The 24,638-nt window shown below is 60.9% G+C and carries 21 protein-coding genes; 10 read left to right on the top strand and 11 right to left on the bottom strand.

Annotated elements, in window-relative coordinates; genetic code table 11:
* Positions 1 to 16 precede the first annotated feature (16 nt).
* From GUY40_RS25100 to GUY40_RS25070, 7 genes are all read left to right on the top strand, one after another.
* On the top strand, positions 17 to 1,039 hold the full coding sequence (locus GUY40_RS25100) for an aromatic ring-hydroxylating dioxygenase subunit alpha (protein WP_166571607.1): 1,023 nt from the start codon (positions 17 to 19) through the stop codon (positions 1,037 to 1,039).
* A gap of 19 nt (positions 1,040 to 1,058) precedes the next feature.
* A complete protein-coding gene (locus tag GUY40_RS25095) occupies positions 1,059 to 2,081 on the top strand; it encodes a Rieske 2Fe-2S domain-containing protein (protein ID WP_166571606.1) in 1,023 nt (340 codons plus the stop codon).
* Between the two features lie 42 nt (positions 2,082 to 2,123).
* Positions 2,124 to 2,441, top strand: coding sequence for a 2Fe-2S iron-sulfur cluster-binding protein (locus tag GUY40_RS25090; RefSeq protein ID WP_166571605.1), 318 nt, complete (start codon positions 2,124 to 2,126; stop codon positions 2,439 to 2,441).
* A 52-nt stretch (positions 2,442 to 2,493) separates the two neighbouring features.
* Positions 2,494 to 3,720 (top strand): NAD(P)/FAD-dependent oxidoreductase, encoded by a 1,227-nt coding sequence (locus tag GUY40_RS25085; protein ID WP_166571604.1) that lies wholly within the window; start codon positions 2,494 to 2,496, stop codon positions 3,718 to 3,720.
* Between the two features lie 322 nt (positions 3,721 to 4,042).
* Positions 4,043 to 6,397 (top strand): efflux RND transporter permease subunit, encoded by a 2,355-nt coding sequence (locus GUY40_RS25080; RefSeq protein ID WP_166571613.1) that lies wholly within the window; start codon positions 4,043 to 4,045, stop codon positions 6,395 to 6,397.
* Between the two features lie 17 nt (positions 6,398 to 6,414).
* Positions 6,415 to 7,431 carry a YCF48-related protein gene (locus GUY40_RS25075; protein ID WP_166571603.1) on the top strand — a complete coding sequence of 339 codons (1,017 nt, stop codon included), beginning with the start codon at positions 6,415 to 6,417 and terminating at the stop codon, positions 7,429 to 7,431.
* 58 nt (positions 7,432 to 7,489) lie between these two features.
* Complete coding sequence (locus GUY40_RS25070; RefSeq protein WP_166571602.1) at positions 7,490 to 8,944, top strand: FAD-binding oxidoreductase; 1,455 nt, start codon at positions 7,490 to 7,492, stop codon at positions 8,942 to 8,944.
* Positions 8,945 to 9,375: 431 nt separating this feature from the next.
* Here the strand turns inward: GUY40_RS25070 and GUY40_RS25065 are convergent, their stop codons facing one another.
* The 7 genes from GUY40_RS25065 to GUY40_RS25035 all read right to left on the bottom strand — a co-directional run bounded on the left by GUY40_RS25065 (position 9,376) and on the right by GUY40_RS25035 (position 17,888).
* Positions 9,376 to 10,473, bottom strand: coding sequence for an aromatic ring-hydroxylating dioxygenase subunit alpha (locus GUY40_RS25065; RefSeq protein WP_166571601.1), 1,098 nt, complete (start codon positions 10,471 to 10,473; stop codon positions 9,376 to 9,378).
* Positions 10,474 to 10,642: 169 nt separating this feature from the next.
* Complete coding sequence (locus tag GUY40_RS25060) at positions 10,643 to 11,026, bottom strand: VOC family protein (RefSeq protein WP_166571600.1); 384 nt, start codon at positions 11,024 to 11,026, stop codon at positions 10,643 to 10,645.
* 51 nt (positions 11,027 to 11,077) lie between these two features.
* A complete protein-coding gene (locus GUY40_RS25055) occupies positions 11,078 to 12,190 on the bottom strand; it encodes an S-(hydroxymethyl)glutathione dehydrogenase/class III alcohol dehydrogenase (RefSeq protein WP_166571599.1) in 1,113 nt (370 codons plus the stop codon).
* Positions 12,191 to 12,288: 98 nt separating this feature from the next.
* Positions 12,289 to 12,849, bottom strand: a complete 561-nt coding sequence (locus GUY40_RS25050) for a TetR/AcrR family transcriptional regulator (protein ID WP_166571598.1) — start codon at positions 12,847 to 12,849, stop codon at positions 12,289 to 12,291.
* 152 nt (positions 12,850 to 13,001) lie between these two features.
* A complete protein-coding gene (locus GUY40_RS25045) occupies positions 13,002 to 14,375 on the bottom strand; it encodes a DUF1329 domain-containing protein (RefSeq protein WP_166571597.1) in 1,374 nt (457 codons plus the stop codon).
* A 29-nt stretch (positions 14,376 to 14,404) separates the two neighbouring features.
* Positions 14,405 to 16,045 (bottom strand): DUF1302 domain-containing protein, encoded by a 1,641-nt coding sequence (locus GUY40_RS25040; protein WP_371924964.1) that lies wholly within the window; start codon positions 16,043 to 16,045, stop codon positions 14,405 to 14,407.
* 385 nt (positions 16,046 to 16,430) lie between these two features.
* The gene (locus GUY40_RS25035; RefSeq protein WP_166571595.1) at positions 16,431 to 17,888 is read right to left on the bottom strand and encodes an amidase; all 1,458 of its coding nucleotides are present in this window, start codon (positions 17,886 to 17,888) and stop codon (positions 16,431 to 16,433) included.
* A 219-nt stretch (positions 17,889 to 18,107) separates the two neighbouring features.
* Between GUY40_RS25035 and GUY40_RS25030 the strand changes: the two genes are divergently transcribed.
* Together GUY40_RS25030 and GUY40_RS25025 are read left to right on the top strand one after the other, a co-directional pair.
* Complete coding sequence (locus tag GUY40_RS25030) at positions 18,108 to 19,331, top strand: MFS transporter (RefSeq protein ID WP_166571594.1); 1,224 nt, start codon at positions 18,108 to 18,110, stop codon at positions 19,329 to 19,331.
* 190 nt (positions 19,332 to 19,521) lie between these two features.
* Positions 19,522 to 20,655, top strand: a complete 1,134-nt coding sequence (locus tag GUY40_RS25025) for an aromatic ring-hydroxylating dioxygenase subunit alpha (protein ID WP_166571593.1) — start codon at positions 19,522 to 19,524, stop codon at positions 20,653 to 20,655.
* A 52-nt stretch (positions 20,656 to 20,707) separates the two neighbouring features.
* Here GUY40_RS25025 and GUY40_RS25020 read toward each other — a convergent pair whose 3' ends face one another.
* Positions 20,708 to 22,162 carry an FAD-binding oxidoreductase gene (locus GUY40_RS25020; RefSeq protein ID WP_166571592.1) on the bottom strand — a complete coding sequence of 485 codons (1,455 nt, stop codon included), beginning with the start codon at positions 22,160 to 22,162 and terminating at the stop codon, positions 20,708 to 20,710.
* A gap of 153 nt (positions 22,163 to 22,315) precedes the next feature.
* On the opposite strand from GUY40_RS25020, the gene GUY40_RS25015 reads away from it, so the two are divergent.
* Complete coding sequence (locus tag GUY40_RS25015) at positions 22,316 to 22,492, top strand: hypothetical protein (protein WP_166571591.1); 177 nt, start codon at positions 22,316 to 22,318, stop codon at positions 22,490 to 22,492.
* Between the two features lie 65 nt (positions 22,493 to 22,557).
* Here the strand turns inward: GUY40_RS25015 and GUY40_RS28480 are convergent, their stop codons facing one another.
* The 3 genes from GUY40_RS28480 to GUY40_RS25000 form a co-directional block, all read right to left on the bottom strand.
* On the bottom strand, positions 22,558 to 22,857 hold the full coding sequence (locus GUY40_RS28480) for a hypothetical protein (RefSeq protein WP_166571590.1): 300 nt from the start codon (positions 22,855 to 22,857) through the stop codon (positions 22,558 to 22,560).
* Between the two features lie 99 nt (positions 22,858 to 22,956).
* Complete coding sequence (locus tag GUY40_RS25005) at positions 22,957 to 23,199, bottom strand: hypothetical protein (protein ID WP_166571589.1); 243 nt, start codon at positions 23,197 to 23,199, stop codon at positions 22,957 to 22,959.
* Between the two features lie 146 nt (positions 23,200 to 23,345).
* Positions 23,346 to 23,948 carry a hypothetical protein gene (locus GUY40_RS25000; protein WP_166571588.1) on the bottom strand — a complete coding sequence of 201 codons (603 nt, stop codon included), beginning with the start codon at positions 23,946 to 23,948 and terminating at the stop codon, positions 23,346 to 23,348.
* Positions 23,949 to 24,638: the final 690 nt, after the last annotated feature.

Here is a 24,638-nt window from a genome sequence, read left to right as displayed (position 1 = left end):
GAGAGTGGACCCTGCTATGCAAGCAACGTTTCTGCGCAATGCCTGGTACATGCTGGCCTGGAGCCGGGAAGTGCTGGACACGCCCTTTGCCCGCACCGTGCTCGACGAGCCGGTGGTGGTCTATCGCAACAGTGCCGAGGCCGGTGACCTGACCGCTTTGATGGACCGTTGCCCGCACCGCTTTGCGCCGTTGTCACGCGGCCAATTGGTGGACGGAAACATCGAGTGCCCGTATCACGGCCTGCAGTTCAACAGTGCCGGCAAATGCGTGCACAACCCGTTTGGTGCTGCCATTCCGGCGGCAGCCAAGGTCAAGAGCTACCCGGTTCAGGAAGTGGACCATGCGATCTGGATCTGGATGGGGGAACCGGCATTGGCTGACACGGCGGCGATCCCGCTGATCGACTATCACCATGGCACGGGCGAGCGCTGGGTCAGCGGCCTGACCACCGCCAGGGCCGACTACCGGCTGTTGAGCGATAACCTCATGGACCTGTCGCATACCACCTTGATCCACCCGGGCCTGGGCGGGCGAGATTATCGGCCCAAGGTCAAGTCGTGGGAGCAGGACAACGGTGATGTCGTGGCCTCGTTCATCACCGAGAGCATGAACAACTTCTTCGGTGAGCAAGTGATTCCTGCAGCCAGGGTCCGCCACTGCGACACCATTCGCTGGAGCCCGCCGAGCACCCATTACCTCACCAGCGGCACGGGACTTGTGGGCGCTGAGCAGGCCTTGCTGTCGATTTATTCCGCTCACATCCTCACTCCGGAAACCGCCACCTCCACCCATTACTTCTGGAGCTCCACGGTGCCGGAGGGGTTTGAAGAAGACATGATTCGCGAAACCCTGATCCAGGCCTTCGACCGTGAAGACAAACCCATGGTCGAAGCCGTCCAGGTGCGCATGGGCGGGGCAGAGCTGTGGGACCTCAAACCCGTGTTGTTGCCCAGCGATGTGGGCGGCGTGCGCATGCGCAGAAAGCTTGAAGCCTTGATCAAGGCCGAACAGGCCGCCGCGCCAACCCCGACGTGCTGATTCGTGGAAGAGAACCCTCATGTTCATACCGATAGTCAACAAACCTTCCGACACCCTGCGCCCGTCGAGCTCAGGCATCTCAGCCAATGATTGGGCGGTGCTGGCGAACTTCTGGTACCCGGTGGCCATTGCCGCGCAAATCGGCAGCGAGCCGGTCGCGGTCAAACTGCTGGATGTGGAGCTGGTCTTGTACCGTTGCACCGAAGGCAGGGTGACGGCAGCGCTCGATGCCTGCCCGCATCGGCACGTGCGCCTGAGTGCGGGGACCGTGGTCGACGGCGAGATCATCTGCCCGTTTCACGGCCTGCGCTTCAACGGGGCAGGGCGCTGCACCCATGTCCCGGCATTGGGACCCAGGTCAAACCTTCCACCGTCCTATCGGGTGCGCACCTTCGAAGTGCGCGAGCGCCACGGGCTGATGTGGACCTGTATCGGCGACAACCCTGCGGCGGATCTGCCAAGCCTGCCCTTGATGTCGCAAACGGCGATTGAAGAGTTGAATTACCTGAACCCGGAGATCTGGCCCGTGTCGGCCGCTCGGCAGGTGGAGAACTTCATCGATATCGCCCATTTGCCCTATGTGCATGCGGCCACCCTGGGCGGTGACCAGGCCGCGCCAATCAAGCCGGGGCGCATCGAGCAACAGGCGGACTCTGTGGTCATGCGCGCCAACTACATAGAGACCTCACACGGTGTCAGACACTGCACTTACACCTACCGGGTGGTGCTGCCATTCGCGATCGAGTTCAAGGTCGAGGTCGATGATGACCCTGACTTTCTGCTCGAATCCTGCGACTTGCCCAGCCCCATCAGCGCCCACCAATGCAAGGTGTTCCAGATCCTGCGCTACCGCGGCACGCTCGAAGATCGTGAAGGCCTTGCCAGGGGCCTGGCAGCCGTCAACCAGGAGGACATCGTGGTGCTCTCGGCCATGACCGTACCGGACCTGCCCCTTGACCAGCACCACGAAATTCATTTGCCGGTCGACAACATCAGCAACGCCTACCGGGGCCGCCTGCGCGATCTCGGCCTGGGCCGATAACAAGACAAAAAAGTACAGCGCCAATCGATGAGGGGAAATGTCATGGCCACTTTGATTCTGACAACACGTGATGGAAGCATTAAACCGATCGAGGCCGAGACCGGGCTGACGGTCATGGAGATCATTCGCGACAGCGGTGCTGATGAGCTGCTGGCAATCTGCGGTGGCTGTTGCTCCTGCGCGACTTGCCACGTGTATGTGGCACCGGCCTTCGTCGAGCGCATGAGCGCCGTTGGCGATGACGAAAGCGACTTGCTGGACAGCTCCGATTACCGCCAGGCGCATTCGCGACTGGCCTGTCAGCTGCAGTTCACCGCTGAACTGGATGGCCTTGAGGTGACGCTCGCGCCTGAAGGTTGAGCGCCGGTTGCTGCAGACCCAGGGCCAATACCAATTGAAGAGGGAATGAACGATGAAAGCGTTCGATGTGCTGATCGTCGGGGCAGGGCATGCGGGCGCACAAGCCGCCGTGGCACTGCGACAACAGAAGTTCGCCGGCACCATCGGGGTGCTCGGTGAAGAGCCGGAATTGCCCTATGAGCGTCCGCCATTGTCCAAGGAGTACTTGTCCGGCGAGAAGGAGTTCCAGCGCCTGTTGATTCGCCCGGCAGCGTTCTGGGAGGAGCGCGAAGTGCAGATGTTGCTGGGGCAGCGGGTGGTGTTGGTGGACCCGCAGCTGCATCAGGTCTGCACGGCCGATGGCAGCGTTTTCCAGTACGGACGCCTGATCTGGGCCGCCGGTGGTCATGCCCGGCGCTTGAGTTGTGTCGGCGCAGAACTGGCCGGTGTCCACAGCGTCCGTTCCCGGGCTGATGCTGACCGCATGTTGGCCCAGATGCCGCAGGTCGAACAGGTGGTCGTGATCGGTGGCGGCTACATCGGTCTGGAAGCGGCGGCGGTGCTGTCGAAGTTCGGCAAAAAGGTGACGGTGCTCGAAGCGCTTGATCGGGTGCTGGCACGGGTGGCGGGGCCCGCGCTGTCACGATTCTATGAAGAGGAACACCGCGCCCATGGCGTCGATGTGCGCCTGAACAGCAAGCTGGAATGCCTGGAAGAGCAGGACGGCCGGGTGACCGGCGTGCGGCTGGCGGACGGGCAGGTATTGCCTGCGCAAATGGTGATCGTCGGCATCGGCATCATTCCTGCCGTCGAGCCCTTGCTCAAGGCCGGTGCCGAGGGCGGCAACGGTGTGGCGGTCGATGCCTTCGGCAGGACCAGCCTGGCGGATGTCTACGCCATCGGCGATTGCGCCTTGCACGCCAGTGCCTTTGCTGACGGTGCGCAGATTCGGCTGGAGTCCGTGCAGAACGCCAATGACATGGCCACCACCGTGGCCAAGGCGATTGCCGGCGTGCCTGAGCCTTACCAGGCGGTGCCGTGGTTCTGGTCCAACCAGTATGACTTGCGCCTGCAGACAGTCGGCCTGTCGCTGGGCCATGACCAGACGGTGGTGCGAGGTGACGTGGCCGCTCGATGTTTCTCGGTGGTGTACTTGCGCCAGGGCCGGGTCATCGCGCTGGATTGCGTCAATGCGGCCAAGGATTATGTCCAGGGACGTGCTCTGGTGGTGGAGGGTGTGCAGCCCGATCTGGAACAGTTGAAGGATGCCTCGATTGCGTTGAAATCGTTGCCTCGCTGACACGAAGACAGCGCCCCCTGACATGTGCCCTGACCGGACAGCAGCAATGCTGTCCGGTTTTTTTTCCGCGTCGAAACTGGACGGTAGGAGCAGAGCTTGTCGGGGCGCCGAACCGTCGCGATAGCGTCACCGCGGTCTACCAGATAAACCGCGGCGCCTGCATCGCGAGCGAGCTCTGCTCCTACCACCGGTGGACGCGTAAGGATCATCCCGTCACTTTCGGCGGGTATAGGCAAGCGCTCGACCCTGGCCCACGATGACCTCGACCAGCCCAAGTCATATCGCAAAGCGCTGGCATGTCTGAGAGGATCGCACTGTGTTGATGCGTAGCGTGGCGTGGCTCGAAACGTTGTTCTTTGGACACCGCAAATCAACCCTCGGGGTGATGTTGCTGTTCACCTTGGTGATGGGCTGGTACGCCCTGCAATTGCGCATGGACGCAGGTTTTGAAAAGCAGCTGCCGATCGGCCACGAATACGTCCAGACGTTCCAGCAGTATCGCGGCGAGTTACCCGGCGCCAACCGCTTGACCATCGTGTTGCGGGCTCGCGAAGGCAACATCTGGACCGCCGCCGGGCTCAAGCGCTTGTACCAGCTGACCCAGGCCGTGCAGGCCTTGCCCAGCCTGGATCGAGTGGGCGTGCAATCGCTGTGGACGCCCAACAGCTTCGTCAGCGAAATCACCGAAGAAGGCTTCCGCGCCGAACCGTTGATCGATGGCACCGTGTCTCCCGACGCGCTGACGCCCGCAGTGATCGAGTCAATCCGCGAAGCCACCACTCGCGGCGGATTTATCGGCACCCTGGTGGCCCGCGATCAGAGCAGCGCCATGGTCACCGCCGAGCTCTACGAGTACGACCAGAACGGCGCCAAGCTTGATTACGTCGCCTACAACCACGTGCTCGAAACGCAACTGCGCAAGGTCTTCGAAGACCAGGATTTTGAAGTCCAGATCATCGGGTTTGCCAAGCAGGTCGGTGACATCGCCGACGGCGCCTCCAATGTCCTGGTGTTCTGCGCCATTGCACTGCTGCTGACGCTGCTGGCGGTCTACTGGTACTGCCACTCCATTCGCTTCACCCTGCTGCCGATTGTCTGTTCGCTGACCTCGCTGGTCTGGCAGTTCGGAGCGCTCCGGCTGCTGGGCTTCGGGCTTGATCCGCTTGGCGTGCTGGTGCCGTTCCTGGTGTTCGCCATTGGTGTTTCCCATGGCGTGCAGCAGATCAATTTCATTGTTCGCGAACTGTCGTTGGGTGCCACCTCCGAGCAGGCCGCTCGCCGCAGTTTCACCGGCCTGTTGATCCCCGGCACGCTGGCGCTGACCACTGCCTTCGTGTCGTTCATCACGTTGTTGATGATTCCGATCCCGATGGTTCGGGAACTGGCCATCACCGCTTCGATCGGGGTCGGCTTCAAGATCGTCACTAACCTGGTGATGCTGCCGGTCATGGCTTCCTGCTTCAGCTCCTCGACCGGCTATGCCCGGCAGGCCATGCTCAAGCGCGAACAGCGTTCCAACTGGCTGCGTGGCCTGGCGCGTGTCGCCCGGCCACGCAATGCCTGGGCGGTGCTGATGCTGACGCTGGTGGTGTTGGCCCTGGCGGTGGTGAACAGCCGTGACCGGGTGATCGGCACGCTGGAGGCCGGTGCCCCTGAACTGCGCCCTGAAGCGCGCTTCAACCAGGATGCGCTGGCGATCACCGAGCATTACGACATGGGGCTGGACTGGCTGACCGTGGTGTTCGAGGCGCCAGCCGAAAGCTGTGGCCGTTCCTCCATCGGCACCTTCGAAGACTTGTTCGTACGGCGTATGCACGATGTGCCAGGGGTGATTTCCATCGCTTCCTTTTCCAGCCAGCTGCGAGCCTACAACGAGGGTTACAACGAAGGTTATCCGGCCATGAACGCGGTGCCGATGGACCCGGAAAACTACGGTGCCCTGGGGGTTGATGTGGCCCGAGTGCGTGGCTACCTGAACAAGGATTGCAGCATGTCGGCGGTGCATCTGTACCTGGCCGATCACAAGGCCACGACCATTGGCCGGGTGATCGAAGAGGTCAAAAGGTTTCGCGCCGACATGCACCTGGAAGGCGTCAGGATTCGCCTGGCCGCCGGCAATGCCGGCGTGCTGGCGGCCACCGATGAAGAGCTGGAGCACAGCGAGCTGCCGATGATGCTCTATGTGTATGGCGCCATCGTGATTCTGGTCTTGCTGGCGTACCGCGACTGGCGTGCGGTGCTGGCCTGCTGCTTGCCGCTGACGGTGGGCACCTTTATCGGCTACTGGTTCATGAAGGAACTCAACATCGGCCTGACCGTAGCGACCTTGCCAGTGATGGTGCTGGCGGTGGGCATCGGCGTGGATTATGCCTTCTACATCTACAACCGCCTGCAGGCGCATCTGGCCGAAGGCACTTTGATGTCCGAGGCGCTGGAGAAGTCGCTGCTGGAGGTCGGCATGGCGACTATTTTCACCGCCCTGACCCTGGCGATCGGCGTCGCCACCTGGTCGTTCTCCGAACTCAAGTTCCAGGCCGACATGGGCAAGCTGCTGGCGTTCATGTTCCTGGTCAATCTGGTCATGGCCATGACGGCATTGCCGGCCCTGGCCGTGGTGCTGGACCGGTTGTTTCCCAGAAAGACCCTGGTGCGTGCCAGCGGTTTGTTTGCCCACTAAGCGAATACGGAGTGTGTATGCGTGCTTTCATTCAGCGTGGCGTCCGAGGCCCGCGAATCGGTCATTGCCTGGCCTGGCTGATGCTGGCGGCCGTTGCCTTGGATCAACTGGCGTTTGCCGAGTCCGACCCGTTACTGGGCAACCTGTTGCTGCAGCCGGCCGTTCAGCAGCGTCAGCCCGCGGGTTCGATGATTCTGGCCGCCAAGGCCGCCGGCAAGCGTATCGTTGCCGTCGGTGAGCAGGGCACGGTGCTGCTCAGCGATGACAATGGCCAGACGTTTCGCCAGGCCATCGGTGTACCCGTTCGCACGCAGCTGAACGGTCTGCAATTTATCGATGAGCAGACCGGTTGGGCAGTGGGGCATGGCGGCGTTGTCCTGCGCACTGATGACGGCGGTGAACACTGGGCGTTGCAACGATCTGACTTCGACGTCGATCGACCCTTGTTCAGCGTCTATTTTCGCGACCGCAACGAAGGCTGGGCAGTGGGGCTCTGGTCTCTGATGCTGCACACCACCGATGGCGGCAAGCGCTGGGTGAGTGTGAGTTTGCCACCGCTGCCGGATGGTCGCAGGCCCGATCTCAACCTGTTCAGCCTGTTCGGCGATCACAGTGGCAACCTGTTTGTTGCCGGTGAACGTGGCATGGTGTTGCGCTCCACGGATGGCGGCAATGCCTGGAGCTATGTTGCCACCGGTTATCAGGGCAGTCTGTGGGCCGGTGCGGCCGCCGATGACGGCACGTTGCTGGTGGGTGGGCTGCGCGGCGCGCTCTTCCGTTCAACCGATGCGGGGGGCCATTGGACTGCGGTGGCGCTGGGCCAGAGCAGTTCGATCGTGTCGATATTCGCGCGTGGCGAGCGGGTCTACGCGGTCGGCCTCGATGGCCTGCAACTGACCAGCGCAGACCATGGGCGCAGTTTCAAACTGCAACGCCAGGCCGACCGCCTGGCCATGACGGCTGCGGTGCCCACCGCGTCCGGCGCGTTGGTGGCATTCTCCAAGTCGGGTGTGGTCAGCGCACCCGCTCGATAAACGTGGAGGGGCCGCCCCGGGGTTGCCTCGCTGATTTCTGACGATCAAGGCGTACACAATGATGTTGTCCAGGCAAAAGCTCTTGATGGGTGCAGGTGTGGGTGCAGCAGCGGTTGCCGGTGGCAGCCTGTTGGGCCCGTTGGGGGCGGGTCTCGGCGCTGCGGTGGCGGCGGGTGGCAGCTTGCTGGGGCCGCTGCTCGGGCGTGGCGGTGTACTGACCGACACCGCTTCACGGGCCTTGCCTGTCGCCACTGATGACGCGCTGCCGAACCGGGCTGACGTGGTGATTGTCGGCGCCGGCATTCTGGGGGTGGCCAGTGCGCTGTACCTGGTCGAGCGCGGCCTGTCGGTGGTGATCTGCGAGAAAGGCGTGGTGGCCGGTGAGCAATCCAGTCGCTCGTTCGGCTGGGTGACCAACCACGGTGTCGACGACCAGATCCAGAGCCTGGCGGTACGCAGCAAACAGCTGTGGCACGGCATGAACCCGTGGCTGGGCGACGATACCGGCTTTCGTGCCAGCGGCTACGTGCAGCTGTGTACTTCGGATGAAGAGATACTCACTGCCGAACGCTGGATCGAGTCGCTGCGGGGCAAGGTCGACAGCCAGGCGCGAATTGTGTCTGGAGCCGAGCTGGCGGCGCGAATTCCCGGAGCCAGCACGCCATGGAAGGCGGCGCTCTACCAGCCCGATGATGGCTGCATCGATTCGGCCGCGACGACCTCGGTCATGGCCCGCGCAGCCCGACAGCGTGGCGTGAAGATTGTCGCGTCGTGCGCGGTTCGGGGCATTGAAACCCAGGCCGGTACGGTGTCGGCCGTGGTCACCGAACGGGGCGTGATCTCGACTTCCTGCGTGGTGGTCGCGGGTGGAGCCTGGTCGCGCCTGCTGATGGGGAGCCTGGGGGTGGAGTTGCCGTTGCTGGCGGCCTACCTTTCGCAGCAGCGCACCACCAGGGTCGCCGGGCCGCAGGGCTCGGGCTTCGGTGGGCCGGCTGCCTGGAAGCAGGAAGTCGACGGGTCCTATTCGCTGGGAGCCCATAGCCTGGGGGCGCCGGTGACACCGGACAGTTTCCGCCTGCTGGGGAAATTTCTGCCGGCATTGCGCGAGATGGGCGACGAGATGAACCTGGCCCTGACCACCGACTTCTTCCGCGCCATGGCTGTGCCCAGGCGCTGGGCGCTGGACAAGGTTTCACCTTTCGAAAAAGCCCGAGTGCTGGCACCCACACCGGATCATGGCTTGCTGGACAAGGCCTTTGACGCCATCGCCCAAGAATTCCCGGTGTTTCGCCAGGCGAAGATCGCCGAGCGTTGGGGAGGCATCATCAACGTTGCCCCGGATTTCAATCCGATTGTCGATACGGTGTCGAACATGCCGGGGTTGGTGGTGGCCGCAGGCTTTGCCTTCGGCATGACCCTGGGGCCTGCGGCGGGAGAGTTGGTGGCCGACATGATCACTGGCAGTGAACCGAAAGTGGATCAGCAGGCGCTGAGTCTGGGGCGCTTTGCCTGAGCCTTTCACGACCGAGTCGCCTTGATCGCGGGCAAGCCTTGCTCCCACACCGATCTCGATTCACACCGATATTGAGCGGGGGCTTTTGTAGGAGCCGAGCTTGCTCGCGATGAAGGCACCGCGGTATTCCAGACCGACCGAGCCGCCTTGATCGCGGGCAAGCCTTGCTCCCACACCGATCTCCATTACATATCGATATCGTGCGGGGGCTTTTTGGAGTAAAGCTTGCTCGCGATGCAAGCACCGCGGTATTCCAGACTGACCGAGTCGCCCTGATCGCGGGCAAGCCTTGCTCCCACACCGATCTCGATTCACACCGATATCGAGCGGGGGCTTTTGTAGGAGCCGAGCTTGCTCGCGATAGCCTCACCGCGGTGTGCCAGATCAACCGCGGGGAAGCCATCGCGAGCAAGCTCGGCTCCTACCCGGTTTCAGGCGCCGAGGCGCTGTTGCTCCAGCTCCGCCCGGCGTTTCAAGTGAACACGCATCGCCGCCGCCGGCGCATCGCTGGCCACGGAGATTTCATAGTGCTGTTCATCGGCACTGTCCAGCACCCGCTCCAGCGCACCCAGCCCCTCGACATCCTCCTGAAAGGCCGCAATCAGGCCAGTATGCATGGCTTGGCCCAGCGCCTCGTCGTCCAGGGCGAAGTCGCGGCCGTGGATGATGTGGTAGTGCATGGAGTTCCGGGTTTCGGGTGTGAGGATATGGGCGGTGAAAATATGAAAGGTCGGCCGTGAGTGTTCCGGCAGGGCGGTATCGTAATAACGGCCACCGACCCGATGCAGGGCAGGCGAGAGAAACTCCGAGGTGATGATCCGCGCAGCCGTGTCGCCGTGGATGCCGGTCGATCGGCTCCAGACTTCTGGCAGGCGGGTGGGGATGACACTGCGCACCAGGCTGTAGTGACCTTCCTTGAGGCCCAGCTTGTAAGGCGCCGGTGCGAAGTCCGGGGTGCCGATGGTGTTGGCGTGCAGGAACGAGAGGTGGGTCAGGTCCAGCAGGTTCTCGTGCATGCTGACGTAGTTGCCCGGATGCAGAAAATAGTCACGCGTGCAGCGCCAGTCGTCAGCCCGGGTCCAGGGCTGGTCAGGCAGCAGGCTTTCGTCGGCACGCTCGGCGTCGCCCATCCAGATCCACAGCAAAGGCCCCTTTTCCAGCAGCGGATAGGTGCGGATACCGATGCCTTGCGGGCAGGCTTTCTGGGACGGCACCTGGATCAGGTCGCCGCGGGCGTCATAGCGAAAGCCGTGGTAGTTGCAGACGATGGTGTCGCCCTCCAGGGTACTGCGTGACAGCGGGAATGACCGGTGAACACAGCGGTCGTCCATGGCCACGGCGGTGCCGTCCAGGGTGCGGAACAGCACCACGCGCTTGCCCAGCAGGGTGCGTGGCATCAGGTCCCGGCCAATGTCCGAGGCGAAGGCGGCGACATACCACTCGTTGAAGATAAAAGGGGTTTCACGGTTGGCCATGGGGCTGGCGGCTTTACGAGAGCGGACAATGATCGATTCGGCAGGAAGCGTCATGAGGGGGCCTCTTTGTTGTGGCTGTTGTCTGTAATCCTGAGGTGCTGAAATTCGGCAGTCGGTTGTGTCCGACCCTTTGAAAACGAAGTGCGCCGACAACACGGCGGTTGTGGCGCACTGGCGAGTGGTCCCTGGCACGGTTGCCAGGGGGAAGGCCTGCGGCGAAGCGTCAGGCCGGTTCGAAGCAGTAGACGGCCAGTTTGTTGCCGTCCAGATCGCGGGCATAGGCGGCATAGGCGTTGGGTGCCCAGTCGCGAGTACCGGGTTGCCCTTCATCGGTGGCGCCCAGCTCCAGTGCGGCCTTGTGGAAGGCGTCGATGGCGGCGCGGCTCGGGGCGCGGAAGCTGACCGTCACGCCGTTGCCGACGGTGGCGGGTGAGCCGTTGGCCGGTTTGAGCACGAAAAACGACGGTGCATCGACGCCCCAGATGGAGCCGTTGTCGCCCAGGTCGGCGATGCGCTTGAGTTCCAGTGCGCCCAACACGGTGTCGTAGAAGGCCCGAGACTTGGCCAGATCATTGGTGCCGACGGTCACGTGGGTAAAGATGGACATTGCTATTCCTCGGTCGATAAGAGTGGGCAGGGCCCTGTGGGTGTTTGTGTTTCAGAAATGGATAACCGTGCGGATGCTTTGGCCGTGGTGCATCAGCTCAAAGGCTTCGTTGATGCTTTCCAGATCCAGGCGGTGGGTGATGAAGGTTTCCAGCGGGATCTCCCCGCTCTTGGCTTTTTCGACGTAGCTGGGCAGTTCGGAACGTCCCTTGACGCCTCCAAACGCGCTGCCGCGCCACACCCGGCCAGTCACCAGTTGAAAGGGCCGAGTGCTGATTTCGGCCCCGGCAGGCGCGACGCCAATGATGGTCGACTCACCCCAGCCCTTGTGGCAGCACTCCAGCGCCGCGCGCATCAGCTGCACATTGCCGATGCACTCGAAGCTGTAGTCGACGCCGCCATCAGTCAGTTCGACGATCACCTCCTGGATCGGTCGGCTGTAGGCTTTCGGATTGATAAAGTCAGTGGCGCCAAAACGTTGGGCGACCTCGAACTTGGCCGGGTTGATATCAATGGCAATGATCCGCCCGGCCTTGGCCATCCGCGCCCCGATAATGGCCGCCAGGCCTATGCCGCCGAGCCCGAAAATCGCCACGCTGGCGCCTTCGGTGACCTTGGCGGTATTGAGCACGGCCCCGATGCCGGTGGTGACACCGCAGCCGAGCAGGCAGACCTGCTCGAGCGGTGCGTCCTGAGGGATTTTGGCCAGGGAAATTTCTGGCAGCACGGTGTATTCGGAGAAGGTCGAACAACCCATGTAGTGGTAAATCGGCTCGCCTTGGTAGGAGAAACGCGTGGTGCCGTCTGGCATCAGCCCCTTGCCCTGAGTCGCCCGTACCGCCTGGCACAGATTGGTCTTGCCAGAGGTGCAGAACGTGCACTGGCCGCATTCGGCGGTATACAGCGGTATCACATGATCGCCCACCTGCAGGGAGGTCACACCTTCGCCGATGGCCTCAACGATACCGCCGCCTTCATGACCCAGAATGCAAGGGAACACGCCTTCGCTGTCCTGTCCGGACAGGGTGTAGGCATCCGTGTGACAAACCCCCGTGGCGACCACACGAACCAACACTTCACCCGCCTTGGGCGCTGCAACATCGACTTCAACGATTTGAAGCGGCTGATTGGGGGCGAACGCCACCGCCGCACGCGACTTGATCATCAGTGACTCCTGTTGAAAAACCATGGAGTGACTGTGCGGCAGACCCGCCCGTGGCCCAATACCCCTCGAGAGTGACGCGGGGCGTGAGCGGGCTGGTCTTAGCTAGAGGATGCGCCGTGGAGCAGTGTGTTGACGATCAAGTCCGGCAAGTCGGCGGGTGCCAGCGTACCGGTGTTCAGCGTGCCCGCCGCAGCTGACAGCAGGCCGTCATAGGCGTGTACCAGCCACGTCGCCGAGAGGTCGCCGCGCAGGCTGCCGTCGCGCTGGCCGCGCTCGAAGAAGGCTTTCATGGTCATGCGGTAGTGATGTAATTCCACATCACTGGATGATTGCAACTGCGGCCCGGCCGCCTTGCCCCAGGTGTCGGCCGCCCAGAAGCTGTAAAGCTGTGCATCGGCGAGAAAATCCACCGTCAGGCCACGCAGCAGGGAGATGAATGGCTGGTTCGGGTTAGTCAGTTTCGCCAGTGCAGCGCTGTTGGCCTCGATGGCGAATTCACGCAGTTTTTCCAGCAAGGCTTCACGTGACGGGGCGATTCGGTAGAGGGTGCGACGGCTGACACCGACGATATCGGCCAGCTTTTGATAGGACAGGGCCGGGTCCATGGTCAGCGCGGCAGCGATTGCCCGCAGCACGCGCATTTCTTTGGTTTCGGTCATTACTGGAGTCGCCATGGAATCGGGTGTATGTCACTGCCGTGGGGTACGGCAGCGCCACACTACCGGGGATGGCCGCAGGAGTGAAGGGCGTCAGTATCGACAAAAGCATCGCGGGCAAGCCACCTTGCAGCTTGCCCGCGTGTTTGCGCCAATCAACGCTCGCTGATCGACCTCAGGTTGTCCTGGGTGTAGAAGTCGCTGCGAAAGCGGGTCGAATTACTTTCCAGAAACCACTGGATGCCCTTGCGGCTCGGGTTGCCGGCGACGATAAAGTCGGCGATGTAGCGGCCGCTGTCCAGGTCATATTGAGCGTAGGGCAGCAAGGCGCAGGCGCCTTCTACTTCCCACACCGGCATCGGGTACGATTCCCGCACTTTCCACAGTTTGCCCTGGGCATCGTAGTCATCGGCGACCAGTGCCAGGTACGTGTCACTGTCCAGATAGAACATGCGTTTGGGCGCGGTGTGGCGCACGCCATCCTTGACCGTGGCCTCGACCATGACCACCTTGTGCAGTTCATAACGCCGTGCCGCAGGGCTCAGCGATTTGGCGTTCACCACATCGCTCTCTTTCACGTCCTGGTCGTACATGCCGAAGGCGTTGTAGGGCACGAAGATGTTTTTCTCGCCCACCAGCTTCCAGTCAAAGCGATCCGGGTTGCCGTTGAAGGTGAAGGAGGCGTCGACCATGATCTGGTTTTCATAGCCGAGCATGGGCGCGTCATAGGCGTAGGTGGGCATCCGCCGCACGCGGCGTTGGCCAGGGAAGTACATGAAGCTTTCCTGGGCGTTCTCGAACTGCGACTTCTGGATCAACGCCTGGCCGGCCAATGCCGGCGGCTCGCTCAGCTGTACAAATGCGCTCAAGTAGTTGCCGCCACCCTGGCTGGGCGATTGCTGGCCCTTGGCATTGAGTGGCATGTACATGGTGGTGATCGCTGCGGTATCGATAAACCCTGCCGCTCCCGGCCGTGGCGACACCACGGTGCGCACCACCGAGTCCATGCCGACGCCGCTGTAGCGCATCAGGTGGTTCCAGATGGCTTCAAGGCCGGTGCTCGCGGCGGGGAATGGAATGCCTGGCAGGGTGCCCGAAGCAATGCCGTTACCACTGGGGCTCAGCTTGGCGGTGCCGACGTTCAGGCGAGTGTTGTCCATCACGAAGTCCGGATAACTGCAGCTGCGGTGGGTGGGGTAGACCACCATCTTGTAATCCGGGTTGACCTTGAACAGCGCCAACTGGCCGGGTGTCAGTTGATCGGCGTATTGGCTGGCGTTGCTGGCGTCGATGGTGAACAGCGGCTTTTCGTTATGGTACTTCCAGAAGGTGGTACGGCTTTTTTCCGGCGTCCAGCCCGGCAACGGTTGATCCCGCCCTTCATACGCCGGGATGGGACCGTCCGCGGCCATGGGGCTGCCGGCGGCCGTGAGTGTCTTGCCGATGTCCGCAGGCGCAATCCCGGCAGCGGCAAGATGACTGCTGGCGAGGGCCACGACGATGCCGCCGATGAACAGATGATGTTTCATCTTTTATTCCTCAGTAGGGAAGTTAAACGTCAGAAGTTGTAAGAGAGATAGGCACCGATAAAGTCCCTGTCACCCCACGGCTGATCGAAGCGCGAATCCCCTCCCCAATAGGTGGCGTAGTTGATGCCGAACATCCAGCTCAACGGGTTCTGCGAGAAGGTCACGATCACGTTGGCGGACTGGGCATCCTTCATGTAGTTGGCCATCAGCGTCGGCGTGCGCCCTTGCAGCGCGCGGGAATAGTAGATCTCCGGCGTGACCTGCCAGCCCGGGATGATGCTGCCGTCGTAAGTGACGCTGAAGTCCAGACTGATGCCCGAAGAGGTCTTGGTGCCTTCGGATTCCGGGGCCGCGGTGGGGTCTGTTTCATTGCCCCAGCTCCAGTAGCCTGGCGAGACCAGCTCGGCGCCGTACGCCTTGCGCAACTCGGGAAAGTGAATGACGGTCACTTCCGAAATAAAGTTGCCGGTGTCGGCTCCGATGGCATCCAGAAAGCCGCGTGCATTGGCGGGGGTCAGGCTGAGCGTGCCGCTCATGCTCCATTGCCAGCGTTTTTGATCGACCCAGCATTCGCCGCCGCGATCAACGCAGCCGGTGCTGGTGTTGAGCGAAACAGCATCCTTGGGGCGGTAGGACAGTTCGCTGCCCACGGCCCAGTCGCCGAGGTTGGTGTTGGCGCTGACGCCGTAGAGCATCCGGTCTTCCAGATGAACCCAACCGGCCTCGGAGAACGAGCCATCCTGTTGCACGTCAAGGCTCAAGTTGGGCGTCTTGTCGTGATAGCGGATCACATAGGCACCGAAACTGGCCGGGATGCTCTCGGGCTCGAAGCGCAATGACAGGCCCCACTGGCCACTCGACCTGGCGTTTTTGGTCACCAGCCCGTAAGCGTTGTCGCCGGTGCCGATGCCGTTACCGGTCGACCAGTAACTGCCGGTGGGCGGGAAGTAGCTCTTGTTGTAGCCCTGCTGTACGTAGGCCTCCATGTTCAGCCCCGAGCCGAGCCCGGTGGCGAAACTGACGATCGGGGCAGGCAACAACGCTTCCTTGACCTGCGTGCCAGGCTGGGAAAGTCGCATCAGGTCAACGGCGTTGGTCTGGTTGATACCGTTGAGTGCGAAGACCGTTTCGCCCCAGTTGATGACCTGGTTGCCGACCCGCAAGCGGGCTTGTTGATCGCCGATCGAGAAGCGCTTGCTGACCCAGAGGTCCATCAGACGGGATTTGAAGCGCAAGTCCTCGCGTGAGTCTTGCGGCAGTCCATCCTTGATGGTGCCAGGCACCGAGGCGGTGAGGGTCTGGTTGGAGAGCCAGCCGGTGGTCTGGGTCGCGGCGAAGTCATAAAGCCAGTTGACCCGCGCCATAAAGGTGAACTCTTCAGGGAACTTGAGCAGCAGCTCATGGTTGCCTTTCACATATTGGGTGAACAAATCATGTTTGTCGTAGTTGAGGTCGCCCTGGTCGCCCATGACATTCGGGGTGGCGCGGCCGGCCGGGCCACCCTGGTTACCACGGTTGATCAGGTCCGGGTCCGGGCTTTCGGTGCGCATCCCCAGACCGGTGGTCAGGGTGGTATTGAATTCACCGTCGACGTAATCATTGCCGAAGGTGATTGCCTGCGCAGGCGCAGATAATCCGCTCATGGCAAGAACACCTATCGCATAGGCCAATCTGTAGTCTTTCAATGCAGGAACTCCACAGTGAAGGCAGGTCGAGACAAGGGCGAGGCAACCTGCTGTATTTTTGTTTTAGGGCCAGGTTGATTGTGTTCTGATTCATACACTTTGCCGTCACCTTAAAGAGGGACGTTGGGTGAACTTTCAATCACTGTTTATTGATGTTTGGTATCAAAGGTTCAGCTTTTTATTGGCGTGCGAAGTTCCAAACTCTTTAAATTTAAAGAGCCCCTGGATTAATGACTTAACACCTGTAGGCGCAAGGCTTGTCGGAGCGCCGAACCGCTGCGATGCAGACACCGCGGTGTATCAGGAACAAAGCGGCGCCCCCATCGCAGCGGTTCGGCGCTCCGACAAGCCTTGCTCCTACAGCATTCAATCAGCGATAACGGGATATATGATGCGGTGGAACTTTCTGTGCCCAGGGACGCGCCACTTCCAATTGAGCGGCCAATTGCAATAACAGACTTTCGGCGCCCATTTTTGCCAGGAAATGCGAACCGACCGGCAGGCCGCCAGCACTCCAGTGCAAGGGCACGGACATGGCCGGAATACCGGCGATGTTGGCGGTGGACAGAAACGGGCAATGGCTGCACATCTCAAGGAACCACTCGAAGAAGCTGGGCGTTGCAATCTTGCCGATCTTGCCGATCTCGAACGGCTCCATGGAGCCTGCGGGGGTGAGCATCACGTCATAGCGCTGGAAAAACTCGCCATAGGCCCGTGAGGCGATGTTCATTTGCTCCAGCGCCCACAGCAACTGGCTGGCGCTGACCTGGCCAGCATCGCGCCAGGCCACCAGGACATGCGCTTCAAGGTGATGCGAGTCGATGGCATTGCCGGTCATCCCGGACAGCATCTCGACGCCCGCACGCAGGTTGCAGGACCAGATAATGGCAAACGCGCGCAGCAGGGTTTCGTGATCGAACGTGAAGGTGGCTTCCTCCACGTAATGCCCGAGCGACGCGCACAGCGTCCCGGTATCGCGAATCGCCGTCACCACCTCGGCTTGCAGCGTGGTCGGCGGGAACACCGGGTTCAGGTTGATACCAATGCGCAGTGGCTTGAGCGGTTGTTGCAGGGCATCGAGGTAGGAACCATCGAGCCTGGGCGTGTAGCACCAGGCACCGGCATCGGGGCCTGCGGTGTAGTCAAGCATGGCGGCGGTGTCGCGCACGGTGCGTGAAACGATGTGTTCCGCCGCCAGGCCATTGAGCGCCAGCGCCGTGTCGGGGCCATGGGGGTTGAGGTTGCGGCTGGGCTTGAGGCCGAACAAGCCGCAGCAGGCCGCCGGCCAGCGAATGGAACCGCCGGCATCGTTGGCGTGGGCGATCGGCACCATGCCCGAGGCCACCGCCGCCGCAGCGCCGCCCGAAGAACCACCGGCGGTGCGTTCAAGGTTCCAGGGGTTACCGGTTGGGCCATACAGAAGGGGTTCAGTGGTGCAGCTTGAGCCCATTTCGGGCACGTTGGTGCGGCCCAGGATCGTGACGCCGGACTGGCGAAAACGATTGATCAGTTCCGAGGCGAAGGGTGGGGCCTTGAGGCCTTTGCTCAGGCGGCTGCCCAGTTCGAACGTGACATCGGCATCGTGAGAGCCGATGTCCTTGAGCAGAAACGGCACCCCATCGAATTTCGCCCCAGCGCCTGCCGCAGGTTTCGCGCTTGCCTGAGCGGCTGCGGGGTAGGTTTCGATCACCGCATTGACCAGCGGGTTCAGGGTGTCTATCGCGCCCAGGGCGACTTCGGCCAACTCCTGGCGACTGATGTCGCCCCGTTGTATCAGTTCGCCGAGGCCCAGGCCGTCATAGCTGGCATATTCAGAAGCGTTCATCATTACAAATCCTTGGTTGGCGGAGTGACCACGACCCCATGACTCGACGATATCAAGGCTTTGTCGACCCGGCCCTACCCGCAGAAGGGTACTGTGGGAAGGCGGTCACCTTGAAGGGGTATCGGCGCCGACCTTTGCCGACCCTAATACTCGTAAGGTGTTAAAACGGCGCTGGATGGGTTCCAGCCGCTCTTATTACTAAAAAAGCACAGGGGTCGGGTCATGAATGATGCGCAAAACACCAAGGGGGGCGCAGTCATCTTGATTGCCGCGTGCATGCTGTTGTTTGCGGCGTCCGATCTCGGTTCGTGGATGGCACCGGAAACCATCAGTCAATTCATGAGTTATCCGGGGCTGGGCGAAGAGCGTGCCGGGCTGTTGTTGACCATCGAGTTGTCGGCCACTTTTCTGACCGTTTTGTTGTGCTCGCAATTTGCCGGGCGCTTACACTTCCGTGGCTTTGCGATCCTGGGTATTACCCTGGCGGTCAGTGGCCAGTACCTGAGTTATTACCATCCCGATTTCTGGATGATGGGCTTGATCCGAGGTGCCGTGGGCACCGGTATCGGGCTGACGTCGGCGGTGGCGGTCATGGCGTTGTCCACCGCGGCGAATGCGGAAAAACACTTTCCGAAACTGTATGTGTTCGATATGTGTTCTGGCGCCTTGCTGCTCTCGGCGCTGGTGTACATCAAAAGCTTCGCCTCGATGATGGGCAGCAGTCACTTTTTCATTATTCCCGGCACGCTGTTGCTGGTGATTGGCGCGATTGCCTTGATCGGTTTGCCCTCTCGGTCCAAGGCGCAGATCGCCAAGGTGCTGCCAGGTACCGAGCAACGGCGTGTGCTGGGCTTTACCAACCGATCCTCGTTGTTGCTGGTACTGGGCGCCTATTCGCTATGCTGCGGCAGTGCGATCTCCTACACCTTTTCGCACTTTATCGGTGAAAAGGCCGGCCTGGGTCCGGATGACGTCAATTCGGTGCTGGGCTTGAGCACCTTCGTGGCGATTCCCAGCGGGTTGCTCTGTGTTTATCTCGCCGGGCGCGGTAACCAGTGGGCAATCGTCGCGGCGGCGGTTGCCCTGCACAGTGTCGGCAATATGCTGATGACTCACTTCGGTCAGCACGGGTTGTTTATCCCCGGCATGGTATTCAGCCTTGCCGCGATCTACTTCTGCATGCCGTTCATGCAAGGGCTGGGGATTGAATACGATGCCCGCGGCGGATGTTCGGCGGCCGTGCTCAGTGCCTTTCCCGCTTCATTCGCGATTGCCGGCAGCCTCGGTGGGTATCTGTTTGCCCGATATTCCGTTGAAACCATCGGCTGGATGATTGTCTCGGCGGATATCCTGGGCGGCACGTTGATTCTGCTGGCCATCGCGTTATTCAGAACTTCAAGACCTTGCGCCGAGACGGCACTTGCACTGGAAAATACCGGTCGATAATTTTGCTGGGCGGTTTTGTTCTTTGCGGCATAAATAAAGACAGTGGGGGTCCCCTTAAAAGGTGACCCCTTTTGTTTTTCTATATAAATCAATTGGTTAGTCGATATCTGGGTTGGCACTGGTTTGTTGTTGGTGGCACATTACTGTGCCATATTGACCTCTCCGCACACACCCTCCAGAGGTTAGCCCAATGAGTGAAGTCGCCTCCCCGCGCCTGCTCGCAACCGATGCACCCGCGTCGGTCAAAACCAATCTGACGCGAGCGGAATACTGTTCGCCGGATATATACGCCAAGGAAATCGAGAAGATATTTAATCGTCAGTGGTTATTGGTAGGCCATATAAGCCTTGCGCCTGAGCCTGGCGATTACTATGTCAAGCAAGTGGGGCCGGAGAGCCTGATCATTGCGCGTGACAAACAGGGAGCGTTGCGTGCTTATTTCAATGTCTGCCGTCATCGTGGATATCGGCTGATGGACGATCATTCAAAGGGCTGCACGGACGGTTTTGTCTGCCCTTATCACCACTGGACCTATGACCTCGACGGCAAGTTGCGCACCGTGCCGGGTACTCGCGATGGCCAGGACTTCCGTTTTGATGAATACCCCTTGCACGAGGCGGTCTGTGACGTCAAACACGGGTTTATCTTCGTCTGGCTGGGCAAGGAGACACCGCCCTCGCTCAACCAGGCCCTGGCTCACTGGAACAATGATGAGCAAATCCAGGGCTTCGAGCCGGAACGCCTGAAGTTGGCGCACCGGGAAATCTATACGATCAATGCCAACTGGAAAGCCATGTTGGAGAATGACCTGGAGTGTTATCACTGCTCTCATGGCGGTCATGTCTCGCTGGCGATTGCCTGTCACTTCCAGGCCTTTTACGCCGATAAACAAAACGGCCAGCACTTTCCCCTGCGTGAGGGCATGTCGACCTTTTCCATGGACGGTCAGCGGGTAAGCAAGAAATCGTTGGGGGCGGCTGAAAACGGCGAGAGCGCCGGCTTCCTGTTATGGCCATTCTTTTGTGGGCCGGTGTTTTTCGTCGACCACGCGGTGTCGCTGGAATTAACGCCGTTGGGCGTCGACAAATGCCAGTTTATTTGTGAGTGGTACGTTCACGAAGACGCAGTGGAAGGCGAGGATTACGATAAGCAGAAAGTGTCCAAAGTCTTCCATATCACCAACATGGAAGATCAGGCGTTCGGTGAACGAAACTATCAGGGTATTCAATCTTCCCGTTTCGTCCCCGGTGCTCTTCATCCTCGGCGCGAGGACGGCATTATTGCGGCCTATGAAGTCTACCGGCAGATGATGGCGGCCGACTGAGCCGACATTCTCTGGCTTCTTCGCGGGCTTGCCCGCGAAGTGTTCAATCGGTTCAACCGCGAAACCGGATTGGCGATCCATCGTGAAACCGCGAGTAGCGGTACAGCGACAGGTCGATTTTCGGGCTGTTGCCCATGGCCAGATCAGCCAGCGCCTCACCGGCGGCAGGCGCCATGGTCAGGCCAAAATAGAAACCTGTGCCCAGGTACAAACCGGGTCGTTCGGTCACTGCGGAAATCACCGGCATGTTGTCCAGGGTACTGGTGAGCACACCGGCCCATTGTTCGGTGATCTGCGCTTGCCCGATATCGGGCAGGTTGCGCGAGATGGCGCCGAGGGTGTCGGCCAGCATGGCGGGCATGGTTTCCGGCATCAGCACCCTGTTGCGCTCGAAGGGGGAGGGTTGATCCAGCGGCCATTTTCGCGGGATACGCCATTCGGCGAGAAAGGTGGAGAGATTGAACACCGGCTTCAACTGATCCGCCATCTGTTCATACGCGGGCCTGAGTCGGTTCAGGTTCTTCAGCACGCTGGGCGTCAGCGGCGTGGCTGCGATGGGCCTGCAGATATCGTAGCCACCCTCAAGGTTGGGGCGCACCACGTAATTGCCATCGGTCGAGACCAGGCCGGTGGCTGGTCCCGAAGTCTGGGCAACGCGCGCCACGCTGGAAAATGCCATGAACTGCGGGATGTCCAGGCCCAGACTGCGGGCCATGAAAGGCGACCAGGCACCGCCTGCCAGCACCACGGCCTGGCAGCCGATCCGGCCTTTTTCGGTGATTACCGCGCTGATGTTTCCGGCGCTGGTCTCCACGCCGCGCACGGCGCAGTTCTGAACAACGATCGCGCCCAGCTTGCGCGCTGCACGGGCGACGGCAGGGGCAAACAACCGCGGCTCGGCCAGCGCATCGGTCGGTTCGTACAACGCGCCGACAAGGCGATCCCAACGCCCCGGCGCGAGCTTTTCGGCTTCGCTTGGTGAAAGGATTCGGGCTTCGACGCCGGGCATCTCCTTGACCGCCTCCAGCCACTGCTGTGCGCCTTCGAGCACCGCTTCATTCTGCATGAACGCGGCAACGCCCGTCTGGCGGTAGCCGGTCTCGGCGTCGACCCGTGCATTCATTTCTGGCCACTGCTGCTTGGCCCGGATAATCAGCTCAGCCTTGGCCGGGTCCATGAACAGGCTGTCGATAAAACCCAGCGAGCGTCCAGACGCCTCACCGGCGATCACGCCCTTCTCGCACAGACAGACACGCACCCCGCGCTCCGCCAGGTTCAGCGCCGTCATCACACCGATATTGCCGCCGCCGATCACCACCACATCGACCTGGGCGGGTAATTGCAAGTCACCCTCGATCGGCTCCGCCCGCGAGACCCCAGGCACCAGCTGGCCGCCCTCGCTTCTCATCAGCGTCCCCAGGCCCAGGGCGCCGAAATCAATCACCTTGCCGATGCCGCCAATGATGGCGGTGCTGCTCCAGCGTGACTTTTCCTTGGGTTCGTTCATTTAGAGTCAGGTCTCGAATAACACACGGAGCGTAGAACTATGCTGCGGTTCTGGCGGCGTCGATATACCCCTGGACGATGACCGGCAGTCACAAATGAAATGGCCCCAGGGGCGCTGGCGTTACACTCAAGTTTTATCTCAGGAGGCAAGGCCATGCAGCTGCATGAGGTGGGCGAGATCCTGGAGGTGTTTGACGTTGAGGAGGTTAAGGCCAGAGTGGTCGATGGTTGGATGCTGATTGCAGTAGTGCCGGTGGCAGTACCGACCAGCGGGCAAAAGAGCGCGTGCTGTTATGTAATGGGCAAGCGCAAGCCGGGCGTCGAAGGCTGAGCCGCCACGCCAATCATCAGGTGTGCACACCGAGGCGGTGCGGAGTCAACGCTGAACGAAGCCAATCAATCCTTGCACTGGGCCAACACCACTTGGCAGGTATCCGGCGTGCCACCGGATCGGCCGGCATAGCGTATGCAATTGTCCATGGATTTCTTGCGGGCCATGTGCAGGGTGGAGCCCCATGCCAGGCCGCCCTCGCCGGAAGTGGGTAGCGCTTTGGCATAACAGTTGGAGCCCACGCTAGAGGCTGAAGCGCGAGCCTTGGAAGGTTTGCCCGCGCATCCAGCTGTCAGCGCCAGGCTAATGGCCAAGAGGGATAGCAAGACCCGTGACGAGCACTGGCGCGCTGTTTCTCCGGTCATCCGGTTTCCCCCCTGCATCAAGAGGCTTGAGGCGTGTGTGGCGGTGCCCCACTAAGCGTAGTCGGCGTTTGCGTAACGGGGCGACTTGTCTCATGGGGTTCACGAAGGCTTCGCTGTCGCCTCTATCTGCCGCACCGCCTCCGCGTCAGCCTGGAGAAGCTTGAGTTTGAGCGTTTCGAAGTCTTCGCTGCTCACCCAATCAATACGCCACAGCATGTAGAGCATGCCCTGAGCCTTGTACAACGCTTCCAGACGCTCGGCATGGTTGTCGGTTCGGCGGATGTCATCTGTCGCCTCCTCCAGATCGGCCAAGGCCTGCGTTTTGTTCTCGCGATAGCTCATGGTGGCACTCCGGTATGTCCGATGGCATCTATAGATTTTAGAGGATTGAAGGCAATCTCAAGTTCAGAAGGGATCGACCCTTGCTCAACCGCGGTTGCCGGGGGGCAATCACTGAAAGGGCTGCGCCGCAGCCCAGATCTAAAGCGTCAGATTTTGTCTGATCCCTCCAGCAGTCCTTCAGTCAACGCCATCGCTGCCTCTATGGCATGCAGTGTCGCCCAATGCAGCCCTTTTGCTGCCTGAGGCGTGAGCATGCACACCTCATTGGCCGTTGTGTACGCCGCCTGCAGATACAGCGAAACATGGACCAGCACATCCTCCGCCAACACGCCGCTGCGTACACTGAACATCGGCAAGTCACAGGCTCCGAAATACCCGAATGCCTGTTCAGCCGTTGTGCGGATAGTGCCAGGGATAAACAGGCCGCCTTCGGCATCCTTGGGCGGCAGCACCACGTCATCTGCACCTTTGAGCAGCGCCTCGATCAACGCCCTTGCCGCATCGACGGCCCACACTGTGGACCAGTGCAGACCGGTGTCGAGCATGGGCGTGACGTTGTAGATGCGGGTGGCGGTTTCGAAGGCGGTTTGCAGATGGCGCGAGAGATGAATCAGCGCGTCTTCGGCGATGACGCCACTGTTCACGTGGAACAGCGATTCATGAGCATTGTTGCAGGAGCCGAAGGGGGATTGGGCGGTTTGCAGGAAGGCGCTTGGGCGAGAAGCGGGTGGATCCGGTACGATTTTCATCCTATTAAAGCTCCTTGATTGACGGAGCCGTCCACCCATCGCTACCAAACGACTTAGGTGGCGGCTGTACGCAGGTTGGTAGACCGGGAATCAAGGAACCCAGCGCGCCCGAAGGCGCCCCGCGCACAGCCGCCATAACACGTAACAGCGGACAAAAAAACGTCTGCCGATTCGCTAAAGCGACGCCTGTGCGCCTTGATTTGAGCCGGGCTACCAAACCCGATCGCTGAGTGTTCAGCGACGGAGAAAGCCTAGGGACATGGCTTCCAGGGGACAAGTTCATGGAAGGCGACAGGTTGCGTAGGATATTTCTTGGTGGATTGTTGGTGCTAGAGATTCCGGAATATCTGATCGAAGAAATGGATTCTTTTTATGTAGGGGAATTCGTGGTGCAGGCGTCGTAGGAGCGTTCATCTGGGAAGGGGGAGTCATGCCCCCCTCAATATCGGCATGAATGGAGATAGGCGTGGGAGCCTCTATGGCTGACTGCAATTTTTTTGATGTGAGAGCCGAGCTTGCTCGCGATGCAGGCGCCACTGTATCTCTGGCACACCGGGGTGATGCCATCGCAGCATAGGTATCTACACATCTCCCGATTCTGGTCTATAAAGGGACGGCATGGATATCAAATGACCGGGCTAGACGCCCGACTGACAAAACGCTACGACGAGTTAGTCATGGGACACAGTA

This window comes from Pseudomonas sp. R5(2019), from assembly GCF_009905435.1.
Taxonomy (GTDB): domain Bacteria; phylum Pseudomonadota; class Gammaproteobacteria; order Pseudomonadales; family Pseudomonadaceae; genus Aquipseudomonas.
Note: the sequence above shows the minus strand (reverse complement) of the source record. Positions and strands in the feature narration are given on the sequence as shown.